At 42.0% G+C, this 24,643-nt stretch carries 29 protein-coding genes; 7 read left to right on the forward strand and 22 right to left on the reverse strand.

The window, feature by feature from the left end:
• Positions 1-431: 431 nt before the first annotated feature.
• From E6139_RS07245 to E6139_RS07260, 4 genes are read right to left on the reverse strand one after another with little or no spacing between them, the layout of a single operon-like run.
• Complete coding sequence (locus tag E6139_RS07245) at positions 432-797, reverse strand: DUF1048 domain-containing protein (protein ID WP_316402395.1); 366 nt, start codon at positions 795-797, stop codon at positions 432-434.
• Positions 790-1,122, reverse strand: coding sequence for a PadR family transcriptional regulator (locus tag E6139_RS07250; protein WP_316402396.1), 333 nt, complete (start codon positions 1,120-1,122; stop codon positions 790-792). The genes E6139_RS07245 and E6139_RS07250 overlap by 8 nt, the downstream gene beginning before the upstream one ends.
• Before the next feature lie 26 nt (positions 1,123-1,148).
• Positions 1,149-1,904, reverse strand: coding sequence for an ABC transporter permease (locus E6139_RS07255; protein ID WP_316402397.1), 756 nt, complete (start codon positions 1,902-1,904; stop codon positions 1,149-1,151).
• Positions 1,901-2,827 carry an ATP-binding cassette domain-containing protein gene (locus tag E6139_RS07260; RefSeq protein ID WP_316402398.1) on the reverse strand — a complete coding sequence of 309 codons (927 nt, stop codon included), beginning with the start codon at positions 2,825-2,827 and terminating at the stop codon, positions 1,901-1,903. The genes E6139_RS07255 and E6139_RS07260 overlap by 4 nt, the downstream gene beginning before the upstream one ends.
• A gap of 189 nt (positions 2,828-3,016) precedes the next feature.
• On the opposite strand from E6139_RS07260, the gene E6139_RS07265 reads away from it, so the two are divergent.
• The 3 genes from E6139_RS07265 (at position 3,017) to E6139_RS07275 (ending at position 4,843) form a co-directional block, all read left to right on the forward strand.
• Positions 3,017-3,559, forward strand: a complete 543-nt coding sequence (locus tag E6139_RS07265; protein ID WP_316402399.1) for a biotin transporter BioY — start codon at positions 3,017-3,019, stop codon at positions 3,557-3,559.
• A gap of 106 nt (positions 3,560-3,665) precedes the next feature.
• Positions 3,666-4,160, forward strand: a complete 495-nt coding sequence (locus E6139_RS07270; RefSeq protein ID WP_316402400.1) for a hypothetical protein — start codon at positions 3,666-3,668, stop codon at positions 4,158-4,160.
• On the forward strand, positions 4,136-4,843 hold the full coding sequence (locus E6139_RS07275) for a nucleotide disphospho-sugar-binding domain-containing protein (protein ID WP_316402401.1): 708 nt from the start codon (positions 4,136-4,138) through the stop codon (positions 4,841-4,843). Before E6139_RS07270 ends, E6139_RS07275 begins: the two co-directional genes overlap by 25 nt.
• 20 nt (positions 4,844-4,863) lie before the next feature.
• Here the strand turns inward: E6139_RS07275 and E6139_RS07280 are convergent, their stop codons facing one another.
• The 15 genes from E6139_RS07280 to E6139_RS07350 form a co-directional block, all read right to left on the reverse strand.
• Entirely contained in the window at positions 4,864-5,400 is a 537-nt protein-coding gene (locus tag E6139_RS07280; RefSeq protein ID WP_316402402.1) for a histidine phosphatase family protein, read from the reverse strand.
• Positions 5,397-5,855, reverse strand: a complete 459-nt coding sequence (locus E6139_RS07285; protein ID WP_316402403.1) for a hypothetical protein — start codon at positions 5,853-5,855, stop codon at positions 5,397-5,399. Before E6139_RS07285 ends, E6139_RS07280 begins: the two co-directional genes overlap by 4 nt.
• Positions 5,856-5,872: 17 nt before the next feature.
• A complete protein-coding gene (gene dgoD / locus E6139_RS07290; RefSeq protein WP_316402404.1) occupies positions 5,873-7,018 on the reverse strand; it encodes a galactonate dehydratase in 1,146 nt (381 codons plus the stop codon).
• Between the two features lie 16 nt (positions 7,019-7,034).
• Positions 7,035-8,402 carry a PTS galactitol transporter subunit IIC gene (locus tag E6139_RS07295; protein ID WP_316402405.1) on the reverse strand — a complete coding sequence of 456 codons (1,368 nt, stop codon included), beginning with the start codon at positions 8,400-8,402 and terminating at the stop codon, positions 7,035-7,037.
• Between the two features lie 24 nt (positions 8,403-8,426).
• Entirely contained in the window at positions 8,427-8,705 is a 279-nt protein-coding gene (locus E6139_RS07300; protein WP_316402406.1) for a PTS sugar transporter subunit IIB, read from the reverse strand.
• Between the two features lie 18 nt (positions 8,706-8,723).
• Positions 8,724-9,182: a PTS sugar transporter subunit IIA gene (locus tag E6139_RS07305; protein WP_196004097.1), complete on the reverse strand. Its 459-nt coding sequence runs from the start codon at positions 9,180-9,182 to the stop codon at positions 8,724-8,726.
• A complete protein-coding gene (locus E6139_RS07310) occupies positions 9,182-9,814 on the reverse strand; it encodes a bifunctional 4-hydroxy-2-oxoglutarate aldolase/2-dehydro-3-deoxy-phosphogluconate aldolase (protein WP_316402407.1) in 633 nt (210 codons plus the stop codon). The genes E6139_RS07305 and E6139_RS07310 overlap by 1 nt, the downstream gene beginning before the upstream one ends.
• Positions 9,815-9,829: 15 nt before the next feature.
• Complete coding sequence (locus E6139_RS07315; RefSeq protein ID WP_316402408.1) at positions 9,830-11,872, reverse strand: BglG family transcription antiterminator; 2,043 nt, start codon at positions 11,870-11,872, stop codon at positions 9,830-9,832.
• A gap of 178 nt (positions 11,873-12,050) precedes the next feature.
• Entirely contained in the window at positions 12,051-12,950 is a 900-nt protein-coding gene (locus tag E6139_RS07320) for a ketose-bisphosphate aldolase (protein ID WP_316402409.1), read from the reverse strand.
• Between the two features lie 23 nt (positions 12,951-12,973).
• Positions 12,974-13,825, reverse strand: a complete 852-nt coding sequence (locus E6139_RS07325) for a class II fructose-bisphosphate aldolase (protein WP_316402410.1) — start codon at positions 13,823-13,825, stop codon at positions 12,974-12,976.
• Positions 13,826-13,840: 15 nt separating this feature from the next.
• Complete coding sequence (locus tag E6139_RS07330; protein WP_316402411.1) at positions 13,841-14,926, reverse strand: PTS fructose transporter subunit IIC; 1,086 nt, start codon at positions 14,924-14,926, stop codon at positions 13,841-13,843.
• 192 nt (positions 14,927-15,118) lie between these two features.
• The gene (locus E6139_RS07335) at positions 15,119-15,433 is read right to left on the reverse strand and encodes a PTS fructose transporter subunit IIB (protein WP_316402464.1); all 315 of its coding nucleotides are present in this window, start codon (positions 15,431-15,433) and stop codon (positions 15,119-15,121) included.
• Positions 15,434-15,458: 25 nt separating this feature from the next.
• Positions 15,459-15,953 carry a PTS sugar transporter subunit IIA gene (locus tag E6139_RS07340; protein WP_316402412.1) on the reverse strand — a complete coding sequence of 165 codons (495 nt, stop codon included), beginning with the start codon at positions 15,951-15,953 and terminating at the stop codon, positions 15,459-15,461.
• Position 15,954: 1 nt separating this feature from the next.
• Positions 15,955-17,424: a BglG family transcription antiterminator gene (locus E6139_RS07345; RefSeq protein ID WP_316402413.1), complete on the reverse strand. Its 1,470-nt coding sequence runs from the start codon at positions 17,422-17,424 to the stop codon at positions 15,955-15,957.
• Positions 17,425-17,751: 327 nt separating this feature from the next.
• Positions 17,752-18,378: a DUF1054 domain-containing protein gene (locus E6139_RS07350; protein WP_316402414.1), complete on the reverse strand. Its 627-nt coding sequence runs from the start codon at positions 18,376-18,378 to the stop codon at positions 17,752-17,754.
• Positions 18,379-18,665: 287 nt separating this feature from the next.
• Here E6139_RS07350 and E6139_RS07355 point away from each other — a divergent pair, with 287 nt between their 5' ends.
• The 4 genes from E6139_RS07355 (at position 18,666) to E6139_RS07370 (ending at position 22,822) form a co-directional block, all read left to right on the forward strand.
• Positions 18,666-19,673, forward strand: a complete 1,008-nt coding sequence (locus E6139_RS07355) for an alcohol dehydrogenase catalytic domain-containing protein (protein WP_316402415.1) — start codon at positions 18,666-18,668, stop codon at positions 19,671-19,673.
• A 214-nt stretch (positions 19,674-19,887) separates the two neighbouring features.
• Positions 19,888-20,619, forward strand: coding sequence for an MIP/aquaporin family protein (locus tag E6139_RS07360; RefSeq protein WP_316402416.1), 732 nt, complete (start codon positions 19,888-19,890; stop codon positions 20,617-20,619).
• 252 nt (positions 20,620-20,871) lie between these two features.
• The gene (locus tag E6139_RS07365) at positions 20,872-21,549 is read left to right on the forward strand and encodes an ABC transporter ATP-binding protein (protein ID WP_316402417.1); all 678 of its coding nucleotides are present in this window, start codon (positions 20,872-20,874) and stop codon (positions 21,547-21,549) included.
• Position 21,550: 1 nt separating this feature from the next.
• Entirely contained in the window at positions 21,551-22,822 is a 1,272-nt protein-coding gene (locus E6139_RS07370; RefSeq protein WP_316402418.1) for an ABC transporter permease, read from the forward strand.
• A gap of 52 nt (positions 22,823-22,874) precedes the next feature.
• Here the strand turns inward: E6139_RS07370 and E6139_RS07375 are convergent, their stop codons facing one another.
• The 3 genes from E6139_RS07375 to E6139_RS07385 form a co-directional block, all read right to left on the reverse strand.
• Entirely contained in the window at positions 22,875-23,060 is a 186-nt protein-coding gene (locus E6139_RS07375; protein ID WP_316402419.1) for a hypothetical protein, read from the reverse strand.
• A 164-nt stretch (positions 23,061-23,224) separates the two neighbouring features.
• Positions 23,225-23,707, reverse strand: coding sequence for a VOC family protein (locus tag E6139_RS07380; protein ID WP_316402420.1), 483 nt, complete (start codon positions 23,705-23,707; stop codon positions 23,225-23,227).
• Between the two features lie 16 nt (positions 23,708-23,723).
• Complete coding sequence (locus tag E6139_RS07385) at positions 23,724-24,557, reverse strand: helix-turn-helix transcriptional regulator (protein ID WP_316402421.1); 834 nt, start codon at positions 24,555-24,557, stop codon at positions 23,724-23,726.
• Positions 24,558-24,643 lie beyond the last annotated feature (86 nt).

The following is a 24,643-nucleotide window of genomic DNA, read 5'->3' on the forward strand; positions in this document are numbered from 1 at the left end:
GGTATTTCTTTTTTTATATCAAAAGCTTCAGATTTATTATTTTGTCCTGCTTTTTTATTGTGATTATCATTGATGGAATGTAAAACGGGGGAAGTAATTAGTGAGATAAACATCTTTGAATGACTTTAAAGACAACAACGAATAAACTTAAAAATACTTAAGTTCTTCTTGAAATAAACCATTCTGAATACAGCTTTCAAGAATTTTTTTACTGAAATGCTTTTTCTCGTATTTCAGTAGTCTAGTAAAGTCGATAATATGAAAGAAATATTCATTTATTTTATGAAGAAGAAAATATTTAGTGTTTTTGTTTTGATCAAATGAAAAGTGCTCAAAAGATTGATTTCATCAACTTTTGAGCACTCGATATTTTATACTCCCTTTAATAAATAAAAAAGCATTGCCAGCTAATTTCCTGACAATGCTCTCTATTAATCTTCTTTATTAATTTCTTTTGCGACCCGCTCATTCATCTTTCGTTTTAATTCATCAATCCGGGTTTTCGCTTGGATATCATGCAGCATGTTTTCCGCGAATTCGCCAACATCCTCGCCAACTAATTCCAATACAGGAACATTATTGTTAGCTCCTTCTTCGAAAAAGGCCAGCAGTTCATACATTGGCGTTAGCATATCCATGCCGTCCCCCGCTGTGAATTCCCATAAAAAGTTTTGTATTTCTTTATAAACCACTTGATACTCATGAGGCAATTTTTTTAATCCAGCCATCTGCTTCCTATATTCTGCTTTGTCTGTATAAACCCTTTTGAAATAGCCAAATACATTTTTATCACTCATCGTTCTGACTCTCCTTTAATTTATCGATTTGACCAGAGATAAATGCCCAACGTTGCCAAAACAACGCTAATTCTTCTCTGCCTGCCTCATTCAAAGTATAAAACTTCCGCATCGGACCTAATGATGATTTCTTTTTCGTGACGGTCACCAGATTCTTTTTTTCTAACCGTAATAAGACGGTATAAACTGTGCCCTCCACAATATCGTCAAAGCCGTGCGCTTGTAAATTATTCGTGATTTCATAGCCGTAGGTTTCATGCTGATTAATGATCTCCAAGATCATCCCCTCCAGCACACCCTTCAGCATTCCGGTAATGCCTTCCATCTTGATCATCCTTCCCAGTTCGCTGTCTACCGCAATTTTTTTCGATAGATATACATTGATAATACTTGGAAAACCACGATTGCGCCAATCCCCCAGGCAAAAGCGACCCAAATATCTGACGGAATCGTCCCATTCGTCAAGATCGAACGCAATGAATTAATGATCGGTGTCATCGGTTGATAATCCGCAAATCCCCGCAATACTTTCGGCAAAGTATCCGTTGGCACGAAGCCGGAGCTGATAAATAATAAACCGATCAATAAGTAGGAAAGAACACTCGCACCTTCCATACTCTTGGCTACCAAACCGAAAATCACGGCAATCAATGACAACGCATACGTAACCACCAATAGCAGCACGAATGCCACCAGCCATTCCAAATCATCTGCCTTCGGACGAAAACCAATCAAAAAACTTACCAATAAAACAATCAACGCCGAAACTGTATTAAACACAACACTCGTCATCACATGACTGTTAAGAATCGCCGATTTTGCGACAGGCATCGAATGAAACCGTTCGAAAATGCCATTTTGAATATCGCCTTTCAAGCGAAACGAGGTATAACCAACCCCGCTGGCGATCGTAAACAGTAAAATTGCCGGCACAATAAACCCTTTATACGTCTCTTGCGGAATCGTCATCGCTCCGCCAAAAATATAGATAAACGCCAGCATCAACATGATCGGCATCAACACGACCGTGATCACAGTATCGATGCTTCGCGTCATATGCTTCATCATCCGGCCAGTCAGGGTCATCGTATCTGTCAGTACATTCATTTTTCTCCCTCTCCTTGATCCCCCACAATGTAGAAAAAGACATCGTCTAATGTGGATTGTTTTTGTGTGAATGTTAAAATAGTGATATTTGCTTCCTGCAGCTGTGCTAAAACAGCGGTGATTCGTGCCACTTCATTGTTGGTCGTGACGACTAGCGATAGTTCTTCATGATTGACCTTTCCGCCTACCAGTTCGGCTGCTCGTGCTAAAGTTTCTTCATCCGCGAAAGTCAGCTCCAGCGTTTCTTTCGGCAAATGTTTCTTCACCTCTGCCACCGTTCCTTGCAGCGCGATCTTGCCGCGATTTAAGATTGCCACCGTGTCTGCGAGCTGTTCGGCTTCCTCCAAATACTGGGTCGTTAAGAAAATCGTGACCCCGGCTTTTTTCAAGCTGCGGATCATTTGCCACAGAGTCGCCCGCGCCTGTGGATCAAGTCCTGTCGTCGGTTCATCTAAAAAGAGAATTCTTGGTGCGCCGATCAAGCTCATAGCTAAATCTAGTTTTCTCCGCATCCCGCCGGAGTAAGTTTGTGTCGGGCGATCTGCCGCTTCCTGCAAATCAAACTCCGTTAATAATTCATCGACTTTTTGCTTATAATCAGTCAAGTGCCGCAGCTTCGCGATAAGCACTAAGTTTTCTCGTCCGGTCAATACTTCATCCACCGCCGCGAATTGTCCCGTCAAGCTGAACTCGCTTTGAACCTCGCCTATTTGTGTTAGCACATCTAAACCATCTATCTTAATTTCACCCTTATCAGGCTTCAATAGTGTTGTCATCATTTTGACTGTCGTTGTTTTCCCCGAACCATTCGTTCCCAACAATGCAAAAATATTCCCAGAAGCTACATTAAAATTTATACCGTCGATTACCTTGTGATCAGAAAAAGATTTTTCCAGATCCACCACTTCAATTGCATTTCCCATGATATTCGCTCCTTCTGTACTAAGTATTATTAAGTACAAGTATAATGTATAACTAAGTACTGGAATTGTCAACTACTTTGTTCTACTAAGTACCGAAAAACTTTAAAATTTTTTCTTTACATCTCGTTAACCATCCATTATACTTTCGTTAACCAAAACAAATAATTAAGTTAACGAAAGAGTGAGTCTATGAAATTAAGCAGTCGAGAAATTGTTTTAGCCGGTTTATTTGCGGCAGTAATTAGTATTTTATCCCAGTTCACCATTCCCTTTGGTCCGATCCCGTTGACCCTGCAAACCTTTGCTGTTGGGTTCGTCGTGACCATCTTAGGCAAAAAGACCGGAACCATCGCCGTGGCGATCTATCTGTTGATGGGCATGATCGGTTTACCCGTTCTAGCTGGTGGTTCGGCGGGAATCTCCCATTACTTTGGACCAACAGGCGGCTTCTTAGTCGGATTTATTTTCCAAGCCTACTTCATTGGGTTGATCATCGAAAAAGCTCGGTTCAACTATTTTTGGTCGATCCTCGCCAATGTGATCGGTGCCTTCATCACGTTGTTCTTTGGCTCTCTGTGGTTAAAATTCAGCGGCAGCTTGCCTTGGAATGCCGCCTTTTCAGCCGGAATGATCCCTTTCATTCTGCCAGGCTTGATCAAAGCCGTGGCAGCGGGGTATCTGGGTGTCTTGCTTGGCAAAAGATTGCCCTTTACTAATTTGGTGTATCGTTAAGTTTCCGATTTCTGGAAACTTTTTTTCTTGACTTTTTAATCAGGGTACCGTATTATACCGAATCGTAAGGTACCCTTAATAAAAGCGATGAAAGAAGCGAACACTTATGACAAAAGTTTTATTTCTAAATGTAACCACTCATGGACACATCAATCCCTCACTGGGTTTAGTCAAGGAACTAAGCGACCGAGGTGTTGAAGTTGTTTATTTTTCAAATGAAGAATTCCGGGAAAAGATCGAAGCCGCTGGAGCTGTTTATCGACCTTATCACTATGATTTGAACATTTTTAAAAAAGGTTTTGATGTGCTGTTGGATCACGGGTTAGATGTCATGCAAGACATCCTGCGGCAAATCGAAGGTGAATCCTTCGATGCCGTCATCCACTCCATTGCCATGCCCTTCAGTAAACAAATCGCGGAATACTTGCACTTGCCTGCGATTTCGATGTTAGCCGTCTTTATGGGAATGCAGGATTTTATGCAGCCAGACAAAACACCTTTAGTCGGAAAGTTCAAGGCGATGAATGACGCTTATCTGCTGGAAGCAAAAAAATCGAGCAGGCCCTTTCGGTTCAGATGCCTCCTCGCTTTTTCGATTTGATCTTTAATGTGGAGCCCTTGAATATCGTCTTTACTTCTGAATACTTCCTGCCTGAAAGTGACCGAGGGTTCTTTGATGAGAAATATGTTTTAGTTGGCGCGGATATCTATCAACGACTTGAAGACACGGCTGATTTTCCAATTGAACGTTTAAAATCAGCAAAAAACGTCTTATATGTATCCTTTGGTACGATTTTTGGCGACTTTGCGAAAGATCTATATCAAAAAGTTTTCGAAGCCTTCGGAGACTCTGAATATCTCGTTGTAATGGCGGCGCATCAGGTTGGTTTGGATGACTTGACTGTCCCTGAAAACTTTATCGTGCAAGACTACATTCCGCAAAATGAAGTCTTGAAATATGCCGATGTCGCCATTACCCACAACGGATTGAACAGCATGAATGATCTGATCCTAAATGAAGTCCCCTTTGTCTCATTACCGATGGGCTCCGATCAACCCGCCCTTGCTGATCGCATCGTCGAGTTGAAGGCAAGTATTCGTTTAGATTATCAACATGTGGATAACGCAGAATTAAACGCCGCTGTGGAAAAAGTACAGGTCGAACCTGAATATTTAAACAATTTGAAGGTCATCAAGCAATCTTTCCTTAATGCCGGTGGGTATAAAAAGGCGGTTGACGCGATTCTCGCTTACGTCGATAAAAAAGTACCTATTTCTCTCTAAGAAATAGGTACTTTCATAAACTATTTAGTTTTTCTATAGGAGACTAATTCCGTGTTTTCAATATTGAAATTCAAAAATTCCGACATGCGCTTTCCATTAAAATAGTTATCCACTACCCGGCTTACCGCATTGTGACTGACCAATAATGGTGTTTCATTTTCTTGACTGATTAATTCTGTTAACAAGGGATAGATTCTGCCGGCAACATCTAAAATAGATTCGCCCTGTTCAAAAGGCAGCGAAAACTCATTTCTGCTGTTTTGGAACTCTTTTGTTTGGATAGGCAGACCATCGTATACACCAAAGTCCATTTCCATCAACCGTTCCTCCACTGTAATCGGCAAACCCAGCTGCTTTGCGACAATTTGAGCCGTTTCCTTCGCTCGAATCAAGGGCGAACAAATTATCTGAGTGATAGGCTGCGTTAGTACTTTGGCCTGTTCAGCTAACAATAAAGCTTGCTTACAGCCTTCTTCTGTCAAAGGAACATCCGCACGTCCGCAAATTCTTTTTTCAATGTTCCATTGCGTTTGGCCGTGCCGTGCCAAGTAAATCATTCATTCTCCTCCCCGATAACGATCCGATCATGTAAATCATTCTTTTCAAAATAGGCAATCAATTCTTCTTGTGTAGCGTCAAAAACCAGGGATAATCGATTGTTTTTGTTCTTGTAGAAGGAAACAAATTGCGTCCGGTTCGACAGCTCTTCGATTTGGATCTTTTTGAACGCGTGAAAGTCGCCTTCTAAAACACCAAGCTTGATCAAGTGGTCCTTGCTGAAGCCTTCCTTCATGAAGCCGAAGAGCAGGATCAGAATGGCAAAAACAACTAATTTTATCTGATCTGCCAGATGATTTGACCAAAAAATAGTCAATAATAAAGCAGCTAAACCAACAGTGATCAGCTTTTTCATCCAATTACTCTTAGCAGCCAGTACGATCTTTCTTTGTTCCTTATATTGAAGAATTATCAATAAGAATAAGAAACCAGCAATTATTAACGCCTCTGCCATCCTTGATCACCTTTCCTTTACCATTCCGCTATCGTTCCGTCGTAATTCTTCCATTGAGGATTCGTCCAAACCAGTCCTTCTTGGGCGATCTCTTCAATCTTCTCTTCGTCCATTTCAAGTCCTAAGCCGGGCTTATCTGGCAAGTCGACATAGCCATCCTTATATTGGAAAACTTCCTTATTCTTCACGAAATCTAACAGATCAAAGCCTTTGTTGTAATGAATTCCCAAGCTTTGTTCCTGAATGAACACATTTGGCGTACAGGAATCTACCTGCAGCGTTGCCGCCAGTGCGATTGGACCATACGGCGCATGGGGCGCAACCGCGATGTCATAGGCTTCTGCCATTGCCGCGATTTTCTTCGTTTCAAGAATTCCTCCACATAAAGCCACATCCGGCTGAATCACATCGATCGCACCTTGATTGAAAATATTTTTGAATTGCCAACGAGTGTATAAACGTTCGCCAGTTGCCAAAGGTACGGCAACAGCATTCGCCACCTCTTTAAAGTGTTCTTCGTTTTCAGGTAAGACCACTTCCTCTAAGAACATCGGATGATAAGGCTCGAGCGCTTTTGCCAACACCTTAGCCATCGGTTTGTGTACCCGTCCATGAAAGTCGACCCCGATCGACATTTTGCTGCCGAAATGATCATGAATCGATGCTACGCGTTCTACGACTTCTTCGACTTTTTCATAAGAATCAATATAGTGCAGCTCCGAAGTCGCATTCATCTTGATCGCAGTAAATCCGCGATCGAAACGATCCTGCGCTTGCTCCAGTACTTCACTGGGACGGTCACCGCCGATCCAAGAATAGACTTTGATATTATCGCGCGCGGCACCTCCCAGCAATTCATAGACAGGTACGCCAAAGGCTTTTCCTTTGATATCCCAAAGCGCCATCTCGATGCCCGAAACAATCGTTCCATTGATGGGACCGCCGCGGAAAAAGGAACGATGCATTTCTTGAAATAGGCGTTCAATTTCAAAAGGATTTCTCCCGATCAACCGATTCCCGATTTCATAAGCTCCAGCAACCACTGTTTCCGTCTTAGTTCCCGAGATCATTTCGCCCCAGCCATCGATCCCTTCGTCTGTGCTGACCTTGATAAATATCCAGCGGGGCTTTACTTTATATACTTTAATCTTTGAAATTTTCACGATTGGACTCCCTTTTTTAGTTTGTAGGTGCTTCCTTCATAGTTTCCACATTGATTTTCTTAACGCCTTCGAAGTAATACCAAGCTCCCGCAAAAACCAGCAGTAAGATTGGAATACCAATGATTGGTTTAAAGGTAAAGGCTAAGAAAACTAAGTAACTTTGGATCATCGCTGTCGCCGCGAAAGACGAGATCAGCATCGCATTGGCTCCTAATTCGATCCCGACTGATTTAGCGATCGCGGTTAAAACAGGCGCTGTAGCAGTACCACACCATAGTAGTGAAGCAGTCACAACTAACCCAATCACAATGTTCTTAAGCAGATTCCCTCTGGTTAAAGCAACGACCATGGCTACTCGGAAAGGAACCACGGCTAAATCGGCGAATGGCAGCACACGATTTCCCGGCAGTACTAACGCCATAGCGATCGTCAATGGAATAATGATCAAAGCAGTCGTAATAACATCTGGATTTCCAACAACAACAGCTGCATCTAATCCGATAAATAGACGACGACCTTTGAATTTAGCCTGTGACCATTTTTGCGCCGCGTCCGAGATCGGCATCAAGCCTTCCATAAATAAAGAGGTCATTTTAGGAATCAAGACCAAGACAGCAGACATGCTTACTCCTAATTGGAATATTTGCGTCACATCAAAGCCTGCTAATACCCCAATTACCAGACCAATAACCAAACCCATAATCATCGAATCACCGAAGAAGCCCAAGTATTTTTGTGCATCCTTAATTGTAAAGGTTGATTTGCGGAATAATGGAATCCGATCCAATAACCAATTCAATGGCCAAGCAATAACTAGTGATGACAAGGCCGAGACGGTCGGTAAGGAAACCCCGGGAATTCCGAAGAAGCCCTCCACCATCGGCTGTGACCAGTCGGAAATCTTGAAGGTGATAATAGCCATAACAACGGAAGCACCGACACCCAACAGTACGTTTTTGGTCACAAAGTACACCATCACTCCGACGATTGCCATATGATGATAATTCCAAATATCCACGTCCAGTGTATTTGTCCGTTTCAGAATTAGTAAGATAATATTCACGATCAAAATTGCAAAGACCAGCAAAGCAATGATTGGCGAAGCCCACGTAACCGCGGCGATTGACCCCCAACCAACGTCTAGCGCATCCAATTGAACACCAGTCCGCTCAACCATGGCTTTTGCGGCTGGTCCCACATTAGTCGTCATGAAATCAAGAATCAGCTTAATCCCAGCAAAACCAATTCCCAGCGTCAAACCTGATTTGAACGCTCTGGTGATTTTCAACCCAAAAATCAAGCCGATGACTGTAATAATTACCGGCAGCATAACCGTTGGCCCAGCGGCCATCAGAAAGTTAAAGACACTCATAATTGCTTTCATTTTTGTCCCTCCTCAAAAGGCAGCTTATTTAACATAGTTCAAAATCTCTTCCATCGTTTGTTCCATACCCATACCAATCAGAATCGGCATCCCTTTAACTACCGGAACATCTCCTGTCTGACCTTCAAACTCGCCAGTGGTGATCAATAAGTCATAGTCTTGTACTTTACTTGGAACTTCCATCAATTTAGTTTGAGTAGTATCAGCTTGAACTCCTTGACTAGCTAAATATTCCTTCACTTTCGTCGCAACGACGGTTGAGGTCGCGATCCCATTTCCACATGCAATTAAAATTCTTTTCATTGTATATTCCTCCTAATTTTAAGCAACTGCTTGTTCTAAAAGCTTCAGTAGCTCTTTATTTGATTTTGTATTGACCATCGCTTTTCTCAATGGCTCATCCTGAATGATCGAAACGATCTTTTGCAGCATTTCGACCTGACCATGCGGCTCGCCAATCGCCATCATAATCACGATTTGAATCGGCAGCTCTGCCTGTTTCTTTTCCATGTTATGAAACTCGACTGGTTGTTTCAGCGTCGCAATCGCCAACGTCGTTTTGTTGACCATTTCAAAATTCGCATGAGGGATTGCTATGCCAGGCTCTGACGAAGGCAACCCAGTCGGATACTCCTGCTCCCTATCTTGAATCGCTTGGATGTATTCGTGTTTTACATAGCCCTTCTCAAATAGCTTCTCAGCCAAGAATGCCAAAACATCCTCTTTTGTCTTCGCCAAAACTTCTCTAAATACTAATTCTTCATGCAAAAATAATTCCATCAAACACCTACTCCTTCCACACTGGAAAGCAATTTCTTCATAGATTTCGCTAATCCATCACTAGCTAAATGCTCTAAATCGCTCTTGTTAAACATGCCTGATCCAAGCCCCAAATAGCTTGCGCCGTTTGAAAGAAAGCTTTGGGCATTTTCGATCGAAATTCCGCCAACTCCCATCAACGGTAGTTTTCCCAATGGCGCTTGAACGTCTTTAAAAAATCGTGGGGTTACCACTGAGGCTGGGAACACCTTGACCATATCCGCGCCTCGATCAAACATGTCATTGATCTCAGAGGGAGTCATCGCCGCTGGTACACTCAATACCTGATGTTGTTTCGCATAATCCAGCATTTCCTGAGTAAAGGTATGAGGTCCTAATAAAAATTGCGCTCCAGCTTGAATCGATTCCTTCACATCCTCGATTGAGCGAACCGTGCCAGCACCTATATAAATTGAATCCCCATACTTTTCTGTCAGCTGCTGAATCTGCTGCAAAGCATTCGGTGTGTTTAACGTCAGCTCAACTGCGAACTCTTTTTCAAACCCCTTCATGGCTGTTAAAATTGCGTCAGCCTGCTGAAAGGTATAACCGCGCATAATAATCGTAAAGCGTGGGTAATCTGCTCTTTTCATGTCAAACCTCTCTTATCATGTAAATTGTCTAATCAACTGGTAAATTGATTTTGTCTCTTGTTCAGTCAGTAATTTCTGCAATAAATCCTGATTCGTACTGATATCCGCAATCTGGTTAATCGCTTTCAAATGTTTGGTCAAATCAAGAAAGGACAATGGAAGAATCATTTGGACCCCTCTTCGATTAGGAAAATCAATCGGCTTTTTACTGATTAATAGACTGATTCCTTCTCTTTGAACACCATGCTCAACGGTTGTATGAGGGATACAGGTTTTTTCTCCAAAAAATCCCGCATAGTTGGGCTGACGAATCTGCTGCAGACAATCCGCAATAAACTCATCATTGATCACTTGATTATCCACTAATGGTTTACAGGCTAAAACGACAGCCTCTTTCCAAGTGATCTCTTCATCAATGACCGTGATATAATTCGGCTTTAAGTAATACGTAAGTGAAGGCAATACTTTGGTATTTTCTAGTGGTGAATCTTGTTTTTCCTGCAGAAGAAAATATTGCAGCTCCTCCTTTAGTTCCTTCGAGCTGGATACATCGGAGTATTTCTGGATGATCCCCAGCAAACGATCAACCGATTGATCAACCTCATTAATCCCCAGCTCATTTAACACTCGATAACGTAAGCTGATCTGTTCCTTATAGGTCATGATCGGGTCAATGATAAATTGAGGCAGCTCCGTTTCCAGCGGAATCGTTGTAAAAACAAGATCATAATCCACTTCAAATTGATAAAAATCCCGCACTGAAAATGATGATAGAAATTGCAGCTCGGTAAAAAGTTTTTCTAAGCTTTCCCGAATAACCTTTGAAACCATCACGCCATTGGTACAAACAACGACTGCTCTGGGCTTTTGTTTCTTTATCAGATGTTGATTGCTCAACTGAAAACCAAAATAATAAGAAAGAAGCTCCAATTCATCATTGGGAAAGGCGCGTCTCAACCAATTTTCAGTTGGAACGATCAATTCCTTCATCAAGTCGCTCAAGATCGCGTGATTGCTGTCTTGGATCAAACTGTCTAAAGAATACACACCCAAACTCAAGTTATACTTGATCCGGAAACAGGCCGGACGCAAATGATTCAAAATACGGCGTTCAAAGTTTTCACGGTCTTCAATCGTTGTGAATGTTTGACGTTCAAAATTGGAGACCATTTCTCTGATCAATTCTTTCAGCCGACGATCAGAATCGAATTCCTGCGTAGTCTTCTTCTCAAAAATATTTGATATCAAAAACAACAGTGTCATCCATTCGAGATAGCCTCTAGAAAGTTGCCATTCAGTTTCCTTGATCAAAACATTCAAAAACCGGTACTCAGGTGTATCTTTTACTTCACCTTCAAAAAAATCTTCTACTTCCAGCTTACTCTCACCAATTCCTCGAGCTAAGAGCAGCGGAATGGTGGTTTTTAGATACTCCAGTGATTCATCTGAATAGCTTAGATGCAGCATCTGCTCCATGTTGTGAATCAGATGAATAACTTCCTCTCTTGATATATCAATGCTTAAGTGTTCAATCACTTCATCGCGTTTAAAGATCGGATAACGTTTTACCAAATCAGCCAGTAGCTGGAGAATCTTATGCTCTGACCCTTTGATTTGATAGCCCTTTGAACGATCGTACTTCAGTGATAAATAATACTTTTGAATCAGCTGATCGGCTCTTTTTAAATCCTCTGCAACAGTTGTCTTGCCTACAGCCAGAAAATCACTGAGATGATCAACACTTACGTACTCTGTATTCGTAATCAGAAACATCGCAAGCAGCGCGGCTCTTTCCTCATCAGAAGGAACACTCGTTAACTCTTCCGTTTGTTTTTGTTGTGCTGACATCATTTGCAAAACTTCCAGCGGGACATTAAAGTCCCCCGCGTGGTTGCGTTCGATACTTGGAATCTTCTGAGTGATCAATTCAGAATTAAATTGATTGATGGCATAATTAATTTGCCTTCTAGTCAATCCAAGCTCTTTTGTCAGTTCAGCCATCTTTATTTCAGGCCGCTTTGTTAGTATGGTCAGAATATTTCGGATCCGTTCATTCATTTTCTTTCCCTCCTGACATCTTCATTATAGCGAGAATCGTGAAGGAGCTGTTCTTGTTTTCAAACCTAATTTTGTCACAGCAGCAAAAGGGCTTTGTCACAGTGCAAATACTTCTAAAGAAATACAAAAAATAAACCCTAGTCTCTCATGTCAGAAAGACTAGGGTTTGCTTCATTATTTAGTTTTGCTCTTGTCTCCAAGGCTGCACATTGTCTTTACGATAAACGGCTGCTTGACCGATCGAGTTGAACAGTTCCATTTTTTGTTTAACGACTGCTTTGGCTGCGTCGATACATTCTGGATAGATCGCATTTGGGTCCCACAACTCTGTCGTAGAAAGAATCTCACGACATTTTTTATAGAAGGCATATTTGTAATCCGACGAGATATTGACCTTTTGAATCCCGATTTGCACCGCCTTGGCGATTTCTTCATCTGGATTCGCTGATCCGCCATGTAGCACTAACGGAATATCGACTCTGCTCTTGATATCTTCCAGTACATCCATCTTCAATTCAGGCTTGATGTCCTTTGGATAAATTCCATGAGCCGTACCAATCGCCACTGCCAATGTATCGATTCCTGTTTTCTCAATAAATTCTTCCGCATCCTCTGGTTTTGTGTAAATTACTTCTGACACGCCGCCTTCAACAGATGTTCCGGTATTACCGATCGTGCCTAACTCACCTTCCACAGAAACACCAATCTTGTGACAAACATCCACGACTTCTTTTGTGATTGCGATATTTTCTTCAAATGGCAGTAACGAACCGTCGATCATGACGGAACTGAATCCACAGTGGACAGCCCGCATGATGCTAGCTAAGTTATCCCCATGATCCATGTGGATAACGAATGGAACAGAACTATTTTTTGCCCGAGAAACCGCATATTGGAAAAATTCATCTTTGGTAAAATCCAATTCGGTTGGATGAACCGCGATGATCGCTGGCGCATCATTTTCTTCCGCCGCTTCAATGACTACGCGTAAGAAATTGCTGTCTGCCACATTGAAGGCTCCCACTGCGAACTTGTTTTCCTTTGCGACTTCTAGCATTTGCTTCATATTAATTAACATTTGACTTGGTCTCCATTCTCATTTTAAGATTTATTTTTAGAACCCGAAAGTTCGATGTACCGTTTGACAACTTCTTTCCCTGCCGCCATCGTTTGATGAACGAGCGTTGGATAATCCACCTCTGGATTTTCACTTAATTGTTTCTGGACTTCGGCTTTTTGCGCCTTCATAAAATCAGAACCAACGTTGATCTTATTGATGCCCAATTCGATCGAACGAAGAATGTTTTTCTCACCCGCACCTGATCCGCCGTGCAACACCAACGGCAAATTCGTCGCCGCTTTGATTTTTTCTACGATATCGAAACGGAAATCCGGCACATAGCCTTCGGGATAATCCCCATGACTCGAGCCATACGATAGTGCTAAACAATCCACACCCGTCTCATGAATAAAACGAATCGCGTCATCGGGATCAGTGTACATCTCGTCGTTGGTAAAATGATCGCCTGCCACCGCCCCCATATCACCAACTTCGGCTTCGACACTGGCATTGTAAACTTGCGCCAGCTCCACCATTGCCTTCGTGATGCGAATATTTTCTTCCAGCGGATACATGGACGCATCCATCATGACACTGGAGAAGCCTTCATGCAGACATTGCTTTACGAATGCAACATCTTGTCCGTGATCTAGATTGATCGCCACTTCGACTTTGGCATTATTGGCCATTCGAATGATCGGCTTGGTCAAATAACGAATATCCAGATGTTCCTGCAAATGATCCTGTAACAGATCGACAATAATCGGCGAGCGCATTTCTTCAGCCGCCTCGATAACGGCTTTGGCTGTTTCCAAATTGAAGCAATTGATCGCCATTACGGCATATTTCTCACGATTGGCCTTTTGCAGCATCTCTTTCATCGAAACATACATGTCTAAAAGTCCTTCCTACGAAATCTTGATCGAAGAAAAATCTACTTCTTCCTCTTCCTCGTCATCCTTAATGTCATTTTCAACAGGTTCTTTTTTAAGTACGAACAAAAGAATGCCAGTGATTGCTGAACCGATCAGTAACGCTAACGTGAATTTCAACGGATCAGTCATCGCTGGGATAATGAAGACCCCGCCAGATGGAACGGGCGACCCAACGCCCCATGACATGCTCAAACCGCCGCCGATCGCTGCACCAACTGTACAAGAGAAGATCACTCGTAACGGATCAACTGCCGCGATTGGAATGACACCCTCTGTGATCATACAAAGTCCCATTGGGAACGCAATCTTGATATTGTCTTCCTCTTCTTTAGAATACTTGCGTTTACGGACAATCTTAGATAGGACCCAAGAAATCGTTACACCAAACGGTGGTACCATTGAAGCCAATACCTTCACCGCTTCTGGTCCCTGCACACCTTCCAAAAGTAATCCATCGGCAAATAGTGAAGCTACTTTATTAACTGGTCCGCCAAAGTCAAAGGCCGCCATTCCGCCAACGATCGAACCAAACAAGAATTTACCTGATCCCTGCAACCCTTCCAAGAATTCTGTCAGAGCCTCTGTCGCCCAAACGATCGGCAATCCGATGACAAAAAACATCAATAATCCAATGATCAATGTTGATAAGAGCGGTACGATCATCATCGGCATCAAGCCTTGCGCCCATTTCGGAACCTTCAGATTTTTCACTAAAAATAGAACGAAGAAACCAACCAAGTACCCACCAAGCATGCCGCCTAAGAAACCAGCGCCGATGGAATTTGCAATCAACCCCATAAACAAACCAGGTCCAATACCAGGACGATCCGCAATCGAATACGCGATAGCCGCTGCGATGACGGGAGCCAACAAGCCCATACCTAACACACCAAGTGAGACTAATGCATCTGGGATCGAATAGGCCGCCTTGTAATCCTCAATGACTCCGCCACCCGTCAAATTCCCAATTGCGATCAACAACCCTGCCGTAACAACAACCGGTAACATGTACGAGATTGCCGTCAAGGCATGCTTTTTCAATTGAAGCTGCTTAAACATTTAGTTCATCTCCTTTTTCATATTAAAGAATTAATTTTTCCAGGGAAAAATTAGTTCGATTTTCAAGCCGTATACCATTCCACTAGGATTTCTATTCTTATGCAGTGGACTAATTCTATGCTGTGTTTTCTTCACTGATTAAACTGCAAAGAGTGGAACTGGCATCCTTTTTCATATTAAAGAATTATTTACCTACGCCTTCACGATTTCTTCTTCGATCTTATTGATCAATCCCTTTGGTGCTTTGATTACCATACTCGTCGGTATCTCTACCACCTTTTTCCCTTCAAAGCGATCTTTTCCGCCGACTTTGATATCTGCGGCGATGATCACCACATCGGCTGCCTTGATCTCTTCCATGCTTAACTCGTCTTCCGTCCCAATCGTGCCTTGAGTCTCGATATGGCACGTGTGCCCCAGAGCTTTCGCGGCTTTTTCCAGCTTTTGTTTGGCGATGTACGTATGGGCGATGCCCGATGTACATGCGGCGATTCCAACAATTTTCATCATCTATTCCTCCATTTTCTTTTTTTTATTCTTCTTCCATTGGATCCCGTGATAATAATTCCATCATTTCTGCTTTTGTTTGGGCATTGACCATATTTTCAATAAAGTCTTCATCCGCTAAAAGCATCGCGACTTTTTGCAGCAGCTTGATATGCATCGTGTTGGCATCCGTGTTTTTTACAGCAAATAGGATAATCACACGAACCGGTTCTTCATCCAGCGATTCCCATTCGATCGGAGTCGTCGCTTTGCCCACGACTAACGAGGTCTTGATCACGCTGTCAGATTTTCCGTGGGGAATCGCGATACTATTGCCGATACCAGTCATCCCTTCTGCTTCACGGGCAAACACGTCTGCCGCAAATTCTTCCTCGTCCTCGATATCACCATTTGCCATCAATAATCGCGTCAGCTCATAAATCGCTTCTTCTTTTGTTGTCGCTTTCATTTCTAGTTGGATCAGCTCTTCGGTGATCACATCCGCGATACTGAAGTCATCCATCATTTGCTCTGCTGTCATCTCACATCTCTCCTAACATTTCTTTCACTCGTTTTTCATCCTGTTTAGTAAATACAGAATTCACTAAAATCGTTGGTGTCATCATTTCAATCGTTAAATTGACCGTTGTTAAAATCAGGTCAATGTTCTGGTATTTCTCTGGCGCTTTTGAAAACTTTCGTGCCGATAAGACATCCACAATCTCTAACTCGGGAAAAGCCTTGCGCACCTTTACCTTCAGTAGTTCCGAAGTTCCTACCCCGCTGCTGCACATGATCAGCACACGTTTTTTCGAGTGGATCATTTCCTTATACTTCACAAAATAAAGGGTTAAAAAACCGATCTCGTCTTCTGAAATTTCATTCAATTGATATTTTTCCTCAGCTGCTTGGCTGACCTGTTGAACCTGTTGAAAAATCTCTGGATATTCCAGCTTGATATCACCTAACAAATCATTTTTGACGATAATCTCATTTTTCAAGCGATACAATAAAGGATCAATGTGTTCATATAAATCCTGACGATTCGGCTGTTGGTCAACCTTCATCCCCATCAGATCGCTCATCTCTGTCGCAAAAAACTCGGTGATTTCTAACGCTTCCTTTGATTTTCGATTCAACTTGATGGGTTCCTTTTCCATCCGTGAAGAGATCAGATACTGGAATAAGTAAAAAGTCTCGCTTTCCGGCAATACGATGTTCAAATAATGATTCAGCTTCGTGATGACCATCCGCGAAAGCTGATAAAGCTGATCGTATTCTATGATCAATTCCTCTTCATCCGGGTCCAAACGTTCGGCGCAGGTATCAGCGTGGATCTCGCCCTCCCGCACTCGCTTGATCAGGATATAGATATGGGAAAAGATGTTGCTGTTATAGGGATACGCAATCCCATTTTGTAATTTCTGCTCAATATACTCCAATAAAGAAGTAATGAAGTTGATATCGTAAGAACTGATCTTTTCCTGCTGTGTGGAAAAGTCTTCCTCCCAGACACGATTCGCACTGATCAAGTGATTGACCGCCTTGCGAATATGCTTTTCTGTTCCTTCGATCGAAAGCCGCTGCCCTTTGCGAATCAAAGCCAGCTGATGATCCATCAGAAATTCCGTCATCCGTACCAAATCATTGTTGATCACGGTGTTGCTGACATAGTATTCATCAAACAGATCCTGGATCAGCACTTTCTTTGGTGATTTGAATAACAAGGTCAATAGAATCGTATTTCTTCTTTCCAACGGGCCTTGCACAGTATCGCTGCCTTTTTTTCGAACACTTTCCTTCAGATAATTGTCATAATCTAACCGAAATCCTTTGCCGACCTCGGCTGAAATGAGCTCTCCTACATCGGAGGCTTCATTGATTTTTTTGATCGTACGGTAAATTGTTTTGGTGGAAACATTGGCAAATTCAGCTAACTCTTGAGCGGTGAGTGTCATCCCATGTTTGATAAACAGTTCGATCAATTGTGTTTCACGTTTGCTTAGCTGCATTTGGTCAACCTCCTTGTCCTTAATATAGCCCTTTTTTGTTCCTGTACATTTTTTCTTGTGTCCATTGAAATGGACATTTTTATAAAACGCTTTCAATAACTATTTTAAAATATCATTGAAAATAACCTGATTTTAAAAAATAATAAAAATTCTAATCTCTTGAAAAAATGCTTCAGATTGACCAATTCCTTCCATTATTCTGCTGATCCCTCGACAGATAAAAAAAACAGCGAAAAATTCGCTGTCCGACTTATCTGCCAAAATCTCTCCTGTAAATTTCTACCTATTCTCATTCGATTTTTGAATGCAGCCGCGTCAAAATGTTCTTTAGTTTTCCACCTGTGCAAAACTTGCCTGATTGGCCAATTGATAGATTGGTACTAGCTTTTCATAGGTTTCTACCATATAAGACTGCGCAGCTTCCGGTTTTTTCCACATTGGATCGTCTTTTTTAATGATCCGACCGACTTGGAACTCCCCTTTTTTCACATCACGGAACCTTTTCAACAGCCTTTCTGTGCTTTCTGGTGATAACTCCTCCACCTTTGGCTTCGTGTGATCGCCGGATAACACAAAATCTGGGGATAAGTTCTCAAAAACCTCGGGGTGATCCAGCAATGCTTGCGCAATCGCCTTTTCATCTTTTGGCTGATCGATGCATGATAGCCACATAAAAACATAGTCCGGCCAAATTCCCAGCTGAAAATGCGGCTCCATCTTATAGCCGCGCTTTTGACGACTCAAGGCGGACCAAGTATTTTCCGGCGGATACGTCGTTCGTCTGCGGTGCTGAGCGATGTGGATAAATAGCTTTTCATCCAACAGCGGTTCTAATACCTGTTGAAAAACTTCGTCTAATTGTTGAAAAGTCGGCTGGATTTCTTGACGAATCGCCGCCATCCGTTCATCCAGCCCCTCGACTGTAAAAACCTCAAAACTTTTTTCAGTGAACATCTGATTCCTCCTATATGTGCGTGCAAAAACACGTTTAGCTGGTATCCTAATAGTACCTATCTTGCAGCTTCCTCACAAGTTAAGTACCCAAATTCTACAGAAAAAATGATCCTACGATTCAGACACCTACACTTTGGACAAACAATTATCCAAAAAATTGCTAAATCAGACGGTTTCTTTTGCTATTTCACAGAAATTATTTCCTTCTCTTTGTTAAATCAAGTATATTATAAGTAGCCATTTTATATTAAAGATTCAGAAATTTATTTCTGAGGAGGGTAAAACGAATGATTTCAGACGCGATTGGGTTCGAGAAAAAATTTCGTTTAAAAGAAGATAAAAAATTTGAACACTACAAGATCATGCTTCCAAAATTACGGGAGAATGATGTCATGATAAAAATCTCCGCCATCTCCATCAGTACCTTGGACACGCAGATTCGCCAAAACATCAAAGGCGCGAAGAAGCCGTACATCTTAGGCTTTGGCGGCGTGGGGATCATCACGCGGCTGGGCAGCAGCAATCAGCACTTGAATGTCAGCGATCGCGTACTCTACGTGAATAAGGTTGGAAAATACGGCAGCTACAGTAATTTCCAGATCGTGGATGTCCGTTCCATCGTAAAACTGCCGGATTCCTTTCCGACAGATGAAGCCGCAGCTTTTTCCTATAGTTTTTTCTTGGCCTTTGAAGTCCTCTTCAAGCAGCTGCAGCTGACACCGAAGCCAGGGAAAAACCAAGGCAATCTATTGATCCTGAATACCTCTGACGGACTAGGCGCTACCATTATCCAGCTGGCTAAGTGGGCTGGTTTGAAGGTTGCCGCTACGATCAATAAGAACAACTCAGAGATCTGGATCAAAAACATGGGAGCCGATGCTGTATTCTCACAATCCACTAACCTATCACGGGAATTGGCGAACGAAGAAATGACACCGGTTGACTACGTGATCAACTTGGATACTGAAAAAGAAAAAAGCTTTGATCATCTGGCAGAATTCAAAGACACGGCTAAGGTCTTGCTGTTGCATTTTATCAAAAAGAAAAACAAAAACTTTGATCCCGACTATCTAAACTTTTACTGCGAAGAATTCTTGGAGAACTCCTTTACTACCGATGAAGGGATCGACTATTCTCGCACAGTCATGGAGCTGTTGGTCTATTTATGGGAAAAGAATCAATTGAAATCAATTTTGACCGCACAGCTAAACGGCTTCTCAGATAAAAATTTCTACGGCGCTCACAAATTGATCGAAAGCAATCCTAACTTTCGTCATCTAGTTTTAATAAACTGACCGAATCTCGTTCAATTGGACGAGATTTTTTTTATGGAAAGCAGTTTTTTCGCAAAAAAGCCGTGTTTATTCAATTTCATAACGACCGTTGTCATTTCTCATAGAAATTTCTCGTTTTTCTGAGGTTAACATTTGCTAATTACAAAGAATGGGATTAAGATATAAAATGGAATTTTCATTTACATTTTCATTTCAAATTTTCTAGGAGGTTTTTATGGATTATTCACTGACTACTCGGTTAGCGGCTGAGTTCTTGGGAACTGCTTTGCTAGTAATGCTAGGAAACGGTGCAGTTGCCAATGTTGATTTAAGAGGTACAAAAGGTTACGGAAGTGACTGGATGTTGATTGCAGTAGGTTATGGCTGCGGGGTTATGATTCCTGCAATGATTTTTGGCGGTATCAGCGGCAACCACATTAACCCAGCATTTACGATTGGTTTAGCCGTTAGCGGCATGTTCCCGTGGGCAGAAGTTCTTCCTTACATCGCCGTTCAAATTCTTGGCGCGATGGTGGGACAATTAGTCGTAGTAGCCAGCTACAAACCTTATTACGATCAAACAGAAGACAAATTGCATGTGTTAGGAACCTTCTCAACCATCAATAGTGTCGGCTCTAAATTTAACGGATTCGTGAATGAATTCTTTGGTTCATTCATTTTATTCTTTGGTGCGCTAGGGATCACTAAAGCACCCTTCTTCCAAAACAATTTAGGAACAGCGCACTTAGCATTAGGTTTCTTAGTATGGACATTAGTTGCTTCATTTGGCGGACCAACTGGACCAGGATTGAACCCAGCTCGTGATTTAGGTCCTCGGATCATGCATGCCATCTTACCATTGAAACACAAAGGTGATTCACAATGGAGTTACTCATGGGTACCAGTACTTGCTCCGATATTAGCTTCAATCGTCGCAATCGCATTATATAAAACTTTATTTATCTAAACAAAAGGCTGTCGCAAATTTTTTGCGGCAGCTTTTTTATTGTGTAAGGCGACTTTTTCCAAAGAACAATCTATTGTTCCCTGTCTGTGAGTAGATCGTTGATTTACTCTATTTTTTCTCCTATGCAAACAAAATAGGCATTTTACTTCAAAAAAAAGAGAAATAATCACAAAATACTACCTTAGCCCCATTTCATTCATTTCGACTTATGGGAGAATCAATCCATAGCTTTTAGCTAAGAGGAGGAAAACAATGAATGCAATTGAAGTAACAGATGTGAAAAAAGTTTATGGTTCTGGACAATCAGCTTTTGAAGCATTAAAAGGGGTTAATTTCGCAATAAAAAAAGGGGAATCCGTCGCAATTATCGGCAAGAGCGGCTCTGGCAAGTCAACTCTGATGCATATATTAGCATTGCTTGATCGACCTAGTTCTGGAAAAATCGCTTTACTTAATCAAGATACCCGCCAAATTAAAAATAGTTCACTGAATAAAATGCGGAACGAAACATTTGGTTTTGTGTTTCAACAATTTTTCATCAATCCGAAAGACACCGTTCTGGCTAATGTCTTATTGCCATTAAAAATTGCCGGAATTCCAAGCAGAAAAAGAAAGCAAATGGCCATGGATGCTTTAGAATCCGTTGAATTGAGTGACAAAGCAGACAACAAAGCCAATGATTTATCAGGTGGCCAAAAACAGCGTGTCTGTATCGCCCGTGCCATCGTCAATCAACCGGAAATCATTTTTGCCGATGAACCAACAGGAAATTTAGATACCGTGACTGGTGAAAAAATAGAGAAACTGCTTTTCGAATTGAATCAGAAAAAAGGGATTACTTTGATCATTGTCACCCACGATCCCGAATTAGCGGATCGATGCGATCGTCAGATTCACATTAAAGACGGTCAACTATTGGAGGGTGCCTAACATGAAGCTATTTGACATTATTAAATCGGCAAGCTCAAATTTATGGCGTAATAAAGGACGAACGGTTCTAACGATAATCGCCATTTTTATTGGTGCGTTTACGATCTCTTTAACCACTGGAGTCAATAACGGGGTCAACGATTATATTGATCGTCAAATCAACGGTGTTGGTGGTGAGGATCAATTGATGGTTTTCCCTGAATCGCAAATGGGTTCTGCTGACGATGATCCACAGGAATACGATCCTGATAAATCCTCAGGCGCGGATGCTGATTACCTGACAACCAAGGATTTAGATAAAATCAAAGCAACAAAAGGAATCAAGAAGGTTGAACCTTTCCATTTTCTATCGACCGATTACGTCCAGCGAAAGGATGGAAAAAAATACCTTTTATCAGCCGTTAGTGTCAGTGATATTTCGATTGATTTAGAGGCTGGTCGCGAAGTAAACAGCGCTGGTGACAAATACGAAATCAATATAGCACCAGAATACCTGGACGCTTTAGGCTTTAAAAATGCAAAAGCAGCACTTAACCAACGCATTAAAATTGCTGTCAGCAGTCAAGCGACTGGTGAGCAGGAATTTCTAGAGGCAACCATCGTAGGCGTTCGAAATGTAAGTTTGATTCAGCAAGGCCAGTCGATCATGAGTAAAGCATTATCAGATAGAATTGTTCGTATTAACGAAAACGGTATGCCGGAAAACATGAAAAACAAATACGGCACGCTTTTCGCTACGATGGATAAGAATTTATCCAATGCACAAATTACTCAGTTGAAGGAACGCCTGACTAAAAAAGGCTTTACCGCTATGACGGTTGAAGATGAAATTGGTATGATCCGGCAAGTCATCAACGCGATCACAGGCGTATTGACACTCTTTGGAGCAATCGCATTATTAGCCGCCAGCTTTGGGATCATCAATACTCTCTACATGTCCGTTCAAGATCGCACAAGGGAGATCGGTTTGATGAAGGCGATGGGCATGGGACGCTTCAAAGTCTTTTTAACCTTCAGTATTGAAGCCTTATTAATTGGTTTCTGGGGTGGCGTCACAGGCATTGCCGGAGCAGTTATAGCCGGACAATTTTTAAATGATTTTGCTACGACATCCTTTTTGGATGGCTTAACCGGCCTAACCCTGCTGCAATTCTCTTGGCCTTCCATGCTGATCATCTTAGTAGTGATCATGCTAATTGCCTTTTTAGCTGGAACCTTCCCTGCTAATCGAGCAGCACGTTTAGATCCAATTAATGCACTGCGTTATGAGTAGAAAAAGACAAGCTGTCGCAAATTTCGCGGCAGCTTTTTCTTTACTCTAATAATTACTCATCTTGTTCCTCGACAAACTCTCCTTTGATTCTTCGCTTTTCCTTCATGGCGAGATCTTTTTGCAGATCGAACGTAACAGGCTTTGGATCAGGGATCACAACAAGAACGTCTTGATTGTTTTTGTCTTTCTTTATCTCAATGTTTGCTTGCTGGTCTTCCCTTGAAAAATTTTGCGACATTCGCTATGTGGTGTTCACTTCATCAATAAAATCCTTAGGTTGGATAGGCGGGACAATATCATGTTCATGCATTGCAACGACCCCCTCTTGTTAAGGTCATTCTACGCGCATTGTTGGCGGCTAGCAAATAGAGGTCTGGTTCAGACCTCTATCCTTTGTTCCTATTAAACCAGTTCTTTTACAAACTCCACTGGAAACATGGTTTTTTCCGCCGTCTCTTCTACCGACATCCCTTGGGCCAAGTAGCGCTTCGCCACACTTGTCATACTTTCAGAGACTTCCACGATAAATTTGTCAGGATCATAAAAACGTATCACCCGTTGTCCCCAAGGATATTCCTTGCTGTGATGAAGAAACTCGATGCCTTCCACTTTTGAAAGCTTTTCTTCCCACATATCTAAATCTTCAACTTCAAAATAGAGCTGAAAATTATTGGGCTGCTCCTTCATTTCCAATGGAACGTCCAGCAATCCCGCGTAATCTGCTTGCATAGAAAAGCCGCTCTCATAAGCCACATGCATATTATCCAGATTCATCATAACTTTTTGTTCCATCACTTCTTCGTAAAACTGTCTCGCCTTGTTCATGTCCTTGACTGCGATCATTATTCCGCCATAATTCATAGCCAGCACCAACTCCCTCTTCATTTCCTCCACTATACCGCTAGAATTTAGCGATTTCACTGTAAAAATCGGACATCTTTTGCCGATATAGTTGCGGTGTCTTTCCGGTGATCTGCTTAAAATCACGGTTGAAGTGGGAGACATCATAGTACCCCGTTGCTTCGTGGACTTGTGTAATACCGTTGGCAGGATTATTCAATAAACGAAGGGCCTGGTTGATGCGAACCAAGCGGGAAAATGTTTTGGTGCTCATCCCTAAATATTCGTTGAATAAACGAGTCAGGTGACGCTCACTGTAAAAAGCCTCTTCGGACAATTGCTTCAGCGAAACATTGCCCATTCGATTGACGATCGTTTTAGTCGAAGTGGTCAATTCTGGTGGGCAAGTTTTTAAAATAGCCCTTAAAAACAGTTGATCCACACCTAACAACAGCTCCTGAACACTTTCCACAGTTTCTAACAACGCCAGCATTCCCTGATTCAGCTGGGCATGCACTAGCTCAAGGGGAAAAAGCTGATCCATTAATTCATGTTGGTTGAAGCCTAAAAAAGCATGCAGTCCAGCCGGTTGAAATTCCACGATGAATAGCTGATCAAAACTAGTCGCTTGGTTACCAACTCTAGCTGCTTTCGTTGCCGGACCAAAAATTTGGCTATCAATCTGCTGATCATTCACGCCCAAAATCAAGGTCCCACAGCCATGGGGAATCACCGTGTATTGTTCAGAAATAGCCGCTCTTGTTGGGAATGTCAGCGTATAGTTTGAGATATACGGCTGTAACGCTAGATGAGGCTTGATGTACAGACAGTCGTCATTCCCAAAAATGATCCGCTGCCGATTTCGATAAGCTGGAATATCCCTACGATTAATCATGACCTCACCCCCATTTGTTAGCCTTATCATAGCAAGCTTCTTTTTGATTTGTCTATTCTTTTTAAAACAAAAAAATGCCGCAGATT

Origin of the sequence: Enterococcus sp., from assembly GCF_032555305.1 — a bacterium.
Lineage (GTDB): Bacteria > Bacillota > Bacilli > Lactobacillales > Enterococcaceae > Enterococcus_A.

Coding starts and splice junctions, on each gene's coding strand:
- E6139_RS07330 (WP_316402411.1), bottom strand. CDS start 14,926: ATGTTTAAGCAGCTTCAATTGAAAAAGCATGCCTTGACGGCAATCTCG.
- E6139_RS07370 (WP_316402418.1), top strand. CDS start 21,551: ATGAAGCTATTTGACATTATTAAATCGGCAAGCTCAAATTTATGGCGT.
- E6139_RS07345 (WP_316402413.1), bottom strand. CDS start 17,424: ATGCAGCTAAGCAAACGTGAAACACAATTGATCGAACTGTTTATCAAA.
- E6139_RS07255 (WP_316402397.1), bottom strand. CDS start 1,904: ATGAATGTACTGACAGATACGATGACCCTGACTGGCCGGATGATGAAG.
- E6139_RS07385 (WP_316402421.1), bottom strand. CDS start 24,557: ATGATTAATCGTAGGGATATTCCAGCTTATCGAAATCGGCAGCGGATC.
- E6139_RS07340 (WP_316402412.1), bottom strand. CDS start 15,953: ATGACAGCAGAGCAAATGATGGATGACTTCAGTATCGCGGATGTGATC.
- E6139_RS07270 (WP_316402400.1), top strand. CDS start 3,666: ATGACAAAAGTTTTATTTCTAAATGTAACCACTCATGGACACATCAAT.
- E6139_RS07320 (WP_316402409.1), bottom strand. CDS start 12,950: ATGTTAATTAATATGAAGCAAATGCTAGAAGTCGCAAAGGAAAACAAG.
- E6139_RS07360 (WP_316402416.1), top strand. CDS start 19,888: ATGGATTATTCACTGACTACTCGGTTAGCGGCTGAGTTCTTGGGAACT.
- E6139_RS07295 (WP_316402405.1), bottom strand. CDS start 8,402: ATGAAAGCAATTATGAGTGTCTTTAACTTTCTGATGGCCGCTGGGCCA.
- E6139_RS07285 (WP_316402403.1), bottom strand. CDS start 5,855: ATGGCAGAGGCGTTAATAATTGCTGGTTTCTTATTCTTATTGATAATT.
- E6139_RS07325 (WP_316402410.1), bottom strand. CDS start 13,825: ATGTATGTTTCGATGAAAGAGATGCTGCAAAAGGCCAATCGTGAGAAA.
- E6139_RS07380 (WP_316402420.1), bottom strand. CDS start 23,707: ATGAAGAGGGAGTTGGTGCTGGCTATGAATTATGGCGGAATAATGATC.
- E6139_RS07280 (WP_316402402.1), bottom strand. CDS start 5,400: ATGATTTACTTGGCACGGCACGGCCAAACGCAATGGAACATTGAAAAA.
- E6139_RS07275 (WP_316402401.1), top strand. CDS start 4,136: ATGCCTCCTCGCTTTTTCGATTTGATCTTTAATGTGGAGCCCTTGAAT.
- E6139_RS07335 (WP_316402464.1), bottom strand. CDS start 15,433: ATGAAAATTGTTGGAATCGCCGCATGTACATCGGGCATCGCCCATACG.
- E6139_RS07265 (WP_316402399.1), top strand. CDS start 3,017: ATGAAATTAAGCAGTCGAGAAATTGTTTTAGCCGGTTTATTTGCGGCA.
- E6139_RS07260 (WP_316402398.1), bottom strand. CDS start 2,827: ATGGGAAATGCAATTGAAGTGGTGGATCTGGAAAAATCTTTTTCTGAT.
- E6139_RS07315 (WP_316402408.1), bottom strand. CDS start 11,872: ATGAATGAACGGATCCGAAATATTCTGACCATACTAACAAAGCGGCCT.
- E6139_RS07350 (WP_316402414.1), bottom strand. CDS start 18,378: ATGTTCACTGAAAAAAGTTTTGAGGTTTTTACAGTCGAGGGGCTGGAT.
- E6139_RS07375 (WP_316402419.1), bottom strand. CDS start 23,060: ATGTCGCAAAATTTTTCAAGGGAAGACCAGCAAGCAAACATTGAGATA.
- E6139_RS07310 (WP_316402407.1), bottom strand. CDS start 9,814: ATGAAAAGAGCAGATTACCCACGCTTTACGATTATTATGCGCGGTTAT.
- E6139_RS07250 (WP_316402396.1), bottom strand. CDS start 1,122: ATGGAAGGCATTACCGGAATGCTGAAGGGTGTGCTGGAGGGGATGATC.
- E6139_RS07245 (WP_316402395.1), bottom strand. CDS start 797: ATGAGTGATAAAAATGTATTTGGCTATTTCAAAAGGGTTTATACAGAC.
- E6139_RS07355 (WP_316402415.1), top strand. CDS start 18,666: ATGATTTCAGACGCGATTGGGTTCGAGAAAAAATTTCGTTTAAAAGAA.
- E6139_RS07300 (WP_316402406.1), bottom strand. CDS start 8,705: ATGAAAAGAATTTTAATTGCATGTGGAAATGGGATCGCGACCTCAACC.
- E6139_RS07305 (WP_196004097.1), bottom strand. CDS start 9,182: ATGGAATTATTTTTGCATGAAGAATTAGTATTTAGAGAAGTTTTGGCG.
- E6139_RS07365 (WP_316402417.1), top strand. CDS start 20,872: ATGAATGCAATTGAAGTAACAGATGTGAAAAAAGTTTATGGTTCTGGA.